The sequence below is a fragment of the Pseudomonas sp. 05T35 genome, from assembly GCF_056396605.1.
The window spans coordinates 1-5,228 of the sequence record NZ_JBFTLU010000328.1; the positions used below are offsets into that span (position 1 = coordinate 1).

The window sequence follows — 5,228 nt, forward strand, 5'->3', positions numbered from 1 at the left end:
AAGACCGCTATCGCGAGCAGGCTCGCTCCCACAGGGAAAGCACAAACAAAAAGACCCCGCTCAGCCAGGCTGAGCGGGGTCTTTTTATGTGTGTTGCTTACGGACGCTTGCGATTGCTGATCAAGGTGCCCACACCGGTGTCGGTGAAGATTTCCAGCAGAATCGCATTCGGCACCCGGCCATCGATGATCAGCGAGCTGCCGACGCCGCCTTGTACGGCTTCCAGCGCGCAACGGATCTTCGGCAGCATGCCGCCGTAGATGGTGCCGTCGGCGATCAGTTCGTCGACCTGCTGGGTGCTCAAACCGGTCAGGACCTTGCCGGACTTGTCCATCAGGCCGGCGATGTTGGTCAGCAGCATCAGCTTTTCAGCTTTCAGCGCTTCAGCGACCTTGCCGGCTACCAGGTCGGCGTTGATGTTGTACGACTCGCCGTTGGCGCCGACACCGATTGGCGCGATCACCGGGATGAAATCGCCTTTGACCAGCAGGTTCAGCAGGTCGGTGTTGATGCCGACCACTTCGCCCACTTGGCCGATGTCGATGATTTCCGGCTGGGTCATCTCCGGTGTCTGGCGGGTCACGGTGAGCTTCTTCGCACGAATCAGCTCGGCGTCTTTGCCGGTCAGGCCGATGGCGCTGCCGCCGTGGCGGTTGATCAGGTTGACGATGTCTTTGTTCACCTGGCCACCGAGGACCATTTCCACCACGTCCATGGTCTGGGCGTCAGTGACGCGCATGCCGTCGATGAAGTGGCTCTCGATCGACAGGCGCTTGAGCAGGTCGCCGATTTGCGGGCCGCCGCCATGAACCACTACCGGGTTGATGCCCACGGCCTTCATCAGCACGATGTCGCGGGCAAAGCCGGTTTTCAGCTCCTCGCTTTCCATCGCGTTGCCGCCGTATTTGATCACCAGGGTCTTGCCGACATAGCGGCGAATGTAAGGCAGCGCTTCGGACAGGACCTTGGCGGTGTTGGCGGCGGCTTCGCGTTCGATGGTCATTCGGGGCTCCGGCACTTCAATAAAAGGCGCTTCAAAAAATCAAAATGGTAGTTGGAGGTCAGGTGCAACACGTTTCAGTTGGGTGTGGAACACGTCCTTGATGCGCTGCAGTTCGGCGTCGTTATCGGCCTCGAAACGCAGGACCAGCACCGGTGTGGTGTTGGACGCGCGAACCAGGCCCCAGCCTTTGGCGTAGTCGACTCGCACACCGTCGATGGTGGTCAATTCGGCGCCTTCACCCCAACGGGCGTCGTGCAGTGCATCAATGATGCTGAATTTGCTCTCTTCGGTCACATGGATATTGATTTCTGGCGTAGAAATATCGTTCGGGAAGGTCTCGAACAACTCTTGCGCAGTGGATTTTTCCTTGCTGAGGATCTCCAGCAGCCGCGCGGCGCTGTAAATACCGTCGTCGAAACCGAACCAGCGCTCCTTGAAGAAGATGTGCCCGCTCATTTCGCCTGCGAGCAGGGCGCCGGTTTGTTTCATCTTCTTTTTTATCAGCGAATGACCGGTTTTCCACATGAGCGGACGACCGCCATATTCCTTGATCAGCGGGGTCAGGCGACGGGTGCATTTGACGTCGAAGATGATCTCGGCGTCCGGGTTGCGTGCAACCACATCCTTGGCGAACAGCATCAGCAGGCGGTCCGGGAAAACGATGTCGCCGGTATTGGTCACCACGCCGACGCGGTCGCCGTCACCGTCGAAGGCCAGGCCCAGGTCGGCGTTGGTTTCCTTGACCTTGGCGATCAGGTCCACCAGGTTTTCAGGCTTGCCCGGGTCCGGGTGGTGATTCGGGAAGTTGCCATCGACGTCGCAGAACAGCGGGATGACTTCGCAGTTCAGCGCTTCGATCAACTGAGGCGCGATAACACCGGCGGCACCGTTGCCGCAGTCGACCACCACTTTCAAGCGTCGGGCCAGCTTGATGTCCTGGACGATTTCGGTGGTGTAGCGGTCGAGGATCTCGACTTTGGTGATGCTGCCCTTGCCGCTGCTCAGGTTATTGGTTTTCAGGCGTTCGTGCAGGGCCTGGATCTGTTCGTTGGCCAGGGTGTCGCCGGCAATGACGATTTTGAAGCCGTTGTAGTTCGACGGGTTGTGGCTACCGGTAAGCATTACGCCGGACTTGCCGGCCAGCACGTTGGCTGCGTAATAGAGCGCCGGGGTTGGCACCAGGCCGACGTCGCTGACGTGGCAGCCGCTGTCGTGCAGGCCCTGGATCAACTGCTCGACCAATTCCGGGCCAGACAGGCGACCGTCACGACCCACGGAAATGTGCGGCTCATCCTTGGCCAGCGTTTCGGAACCAATGGCGCGACCGATCCAATAAGCGGTTTCAGCGGTCAGGGTTTCCGGGACAACGCCACGAATGTCGTAGGCGCGAAAAATGCTGTCGGGGAACGTGGGTGCGACTCGGGCTGCGATGCTCATCTGTGGGAATGCTCCATTTCGAAAGTGGCGGGACCTGCCTGCGAACAATGTGTTGACAGGTTCAAACTGAAGGATATGACGGCGTTTTCCACAGAGAGTTCGTGGTGCGAAAGGGCCATGACACTCATGAAAGCCGGCTCATGCCTTGATTTTCGCGGTGAACCTTGCAGGTGAGACTGCATAAACATTGTGGCGAGGGAGCTTGCTCCCGCTTGGGTGCGTAGCGCCCACAAAGTCTCGGGGCCGCTACGCAGCCCAGCGGGAGCGAGCTCCCTCGCCACAGAGGATCTCCATCGTATCAATGGCTGCCGGAATGACCGAAGCCGCCGGTGCCGCGCTGGGTCTCGACGAACTCTTCCACCATCTCGAAGTGCGCCTGAACTACCGGCACCAGCACCAGTTGGGCAAGACGTTCGCCGACCACGATGTTGAAGTCGGTCTGGCCGCGGTTCCAGCAGGAAACCATCAGCGGGCCCTGGTAATCGGAGTCGATCAGGCCGACCAGATTGCCTAGCACGATGCCGTGCTTATGGCCCAGGCCCGAGCGCGGCAGGATCAGCGCGGCGAGGCCCGGATCGCCGATGTACACCGAAAGACCGGTCGGGATCAGCAGGGTTTCACCCGGCTTGATGACGGTGTCCTGTTCCAGCATCGCCCGCAGGTCGAGGCCGGCGGAGCCTGGCGTGGCGTACTGCGGCAGCGGGAATTCGCGGCCAATGCGTGGGTCGAGGATCTTGGCTTGTAAAGCGTGCATGCGAGTTAAACCTGGTTCAGACGTTCGGCGATAAAAGTGATCAGCTGGCGGGCGATTTTGCCCTTGCTGGTCTGGGCGAAGAGCGTTGCGTGCAACTCCCGGTCGATCACGCTGCAAGCGTTTTCCTCGCTGTTGAAGCCAATGCTCGGGTTGGCCACGTCGTTGGCGACGATCAGGTCGAGGTTTTTGTCTTTCAGCTTGCGTGCAGCGTAGTCGAGCAGGTGTTCGGTTTCGGCGGCGAAACCGACACTGAACGGACGGTCGGGGCGCGTGGCAATGGTCGCCAGAATGTCTGGGTTGCGGACCATTTGTAGCAACAAGCCGTCGCCGTTCGTAGGGTCTTTCTTGAGTTTCTGTGGGGCGACGACTTCCGGGCGATAGTCCGCAACCGCAGCAGACGCGATGAACAGGTCGCAGGGGATCGCCGCTTCACAGGCGGCGAGCATGTCGCGGGCGCTGACCACGTCGATCCGGGTGACGCGATCCGGTGTTGGCAGGTGCACGGGGCCGGTAATCAAGGTCACCCGGGCGCCGGCTTCAACCGCGGCTTCGGCCAGGGCAAAGCCCATTTTCCCGGAGCTGTGGTTGGTGATGTAGCGCACCGGGTCGATGTTTTCCTGGGTCGGGCCGGCGGTGATCAGCACGTGTTTGCCGGTCAGCGCCTGGCGCTGGAAGCAGTCAGCGGCGCATTGTGCCAGATCGTTGGCTTCGAGCATGCGGCCCATGCCGACGTCGCCGCAGGCCTGGCTGCCGGACGCCGGGCCGAAGACCTTGAAGCCACGGGTTTCGAGCAATTGGGTGTTGGCCTGGGTGGCCGGGTCGCGCCACATGGCCTGATTCATCGCCGGCGCCAGCGCGACGGTGGCGTCGGTGGCCAGTACCAGGGTGGTCAGCAGGTCATTGGCGATACCTTGGGCCAGGCGTGCGATCAGGTCGGCGGTGGCCGGCGCGATCAGCACCAGATCAGCCCATTTGGCCAGCTCGATGTGGCCCATCGCAGCTTCGGCCGCCGGGTCCAGCAGGTCCAGGTGGACCGGGTGCCCGGAGAGTGCCTGCATGGTCAGCGGGGTGATGAACTCGCTGCCGCCGCGGGTCATGACCACGCGCACTTCGGCGCCCTGGTCGATGAGTCGGCGAACCAGCTCGGCGCTCTTGTAGGCGGCAATGCCGCCGCCGACGCCGAGAACGATGCGTTTCCGATACAGCCGCTGCATAGGCCTGCCTTTCAATTCATTGATGACTACGTGGCGAAACCCCTCCCCAGGGTGAAATCGCCCGCAAAAAAGATGGACTACGATATCACAGCGACCGCAACGGAACAGCGGCGCCCACACACATGGAGGTGCTATGAGCATTCGCGATTGGCCGGCGGCAGAGCGCCCGCGGGAGAAGCTTCTGGAGCAGGGTTCGGCGAGCCTTTCGGATGCCGAGTTACTGGCGATCTTTCTACGCACCGGGGTGACCGGCAAAAGCGCGGTCGATCTGGCGCGACACCTGTTGCATCAATTCGGCAGCCTGCGCACGTTGCTGGAGGCTGATCAGCAGACGTTCGGCAGTCAGCTTGGGCTGGGGCCGGCAAAGTTCGCCCAATTGCAGGCAGTGCTGGAGATGGCGCGGCGGCATTTGGCGGAACGCTTGCGTCGCGACTCGGTGCTCAAGAGCCCGATCGAAGTGCGCAATTACCTGAAGGCGATGTTGCGCCATGAGCCGCATGAAGTGTTTGGCTGTCTGTTTCTGGACTCCCGGCATCGGGTGCTGGCGTTCGAGATACTGTTCCGCGGCTCGATCGACAGTGCCAGCGTCTACCCGCGTCAGGTGGTCAAGCGTGCACTGGCGCACAACGCTGCGGCGCTGATCCTGTGCCACAACCATCCGTCAGGCAGCGCCGAGCCCAGTCAGGCGGATCGAGCGCTGACCAGGCGCCTGCAAGAGGCACTGGACCTGATCGATGTGCGGGTACTCGACCATTTCATTGTCGGTGACGGCGATCCGTTGTCGATGGCCGAGTACGGGTGGATGTGAGCGGGGTAGCGC

4 protein-coding genes and 1 pseudogene are annotated in these 5,228 nt (G+C 61.4%); 1 reads left to right on the plus strand and 4 read right to left on the minus strand.

Features of this window, described 5'->3' with window-relative positions:
• Positions 1–97: 97 nt before the first annotated feature.
• The 4 genes and pseudogenes from argB to coaBC form a co-directional block, all read right to left on the minus strand.
• Positions 98–1,003 (minus strand): acetylglutamate kinase, encoded by a 906-nt coding sequence (gene argB, locus AC1DH9_RS21730; RefSeq protein ID WP_427547217.1) that lies wholly within the window; start codon positions 1,001–1,003, stop codon positions 98–100.
• A 39-nt stretch (positions 1,004–1,042) separates the two neighbouring features.
• Positions 1,043–2,446 (minus strand): annotated as a pseudogene (locus tag AC1DH9_RS21735) (phosphomannomutase/phosphoglucomutase); the annotation flags it as partial.
• A 292-nt stretch (positions 2,447–2,738) separates the two neighbouring features.
• Positions 2,739–3,194, minus strand: coding sequence for a dUTP diphosphatase (gene dut / locus AC1DH9_RS21740; RefSeq protein WP_216744360.1), 456 nt, complete (start codon positions 3,192–3,194; stop codon positions 2,739–2,741).
• 5 nt (positions 3,195–3,199) lie between these two features.
• A complete protein-coding gene (coaBC, locus tag AC1DH9_RS21745) occupies positions 3,200–4,408 on the minus strand; it encodes a bifunctional phosphopantothenoylcysteine decarboxylase/phosphopantothenate--cysteine ligase CoaBC (RefSeq protein WP_427547214.1) in 1,209 nt (402 codons plus the stop codon).
• A gap of 133 nt (positions 4,409–4,541) precedes the next feature.
• Here coaBC and radC point away from each other — a divergent pair, with 133 nt between their 5' ends.
• Entirely contained in the window at positions 4,542–5,216 is a 675-nt protein-coding gene (radC, locus tag AC1DH9_RS21750; RefSeq protein ID WP_054594645.1) for a RadC family protein, read from the plus strand.
• Positions 5,217–5,228 lie beyond the last annotated feature (12 nt).

Coding starts and splice junctions, on each gene's coding strand:
- coaBC (WP_427547214.1), bottom strand. CDS start 4,408: ATGCAGCGGCTGTATCGGAAACGCATCGTTCTCGGCGTCGGCGGCGGC.
- radC (WP_054594645.1), top strand. CDS start 4,542: ATGAGCATTCGCGATTGGCCGGCGGCAGAGCGCCCGCGGGAGAAGCTT.
- argB (WP_427547217.1), bottom strand. CDS start 1,003: ATGACCATCGAACGCGAAGCCGCCGCCAACACCGCCAAGGTCCTGTCC.
- dut (WP_216744360.1), bottom strand. CDS start 3,194: ATGCACGCTTTACAAGCCAAGATCCTCGACCCACGCATTGGCCGCGAA.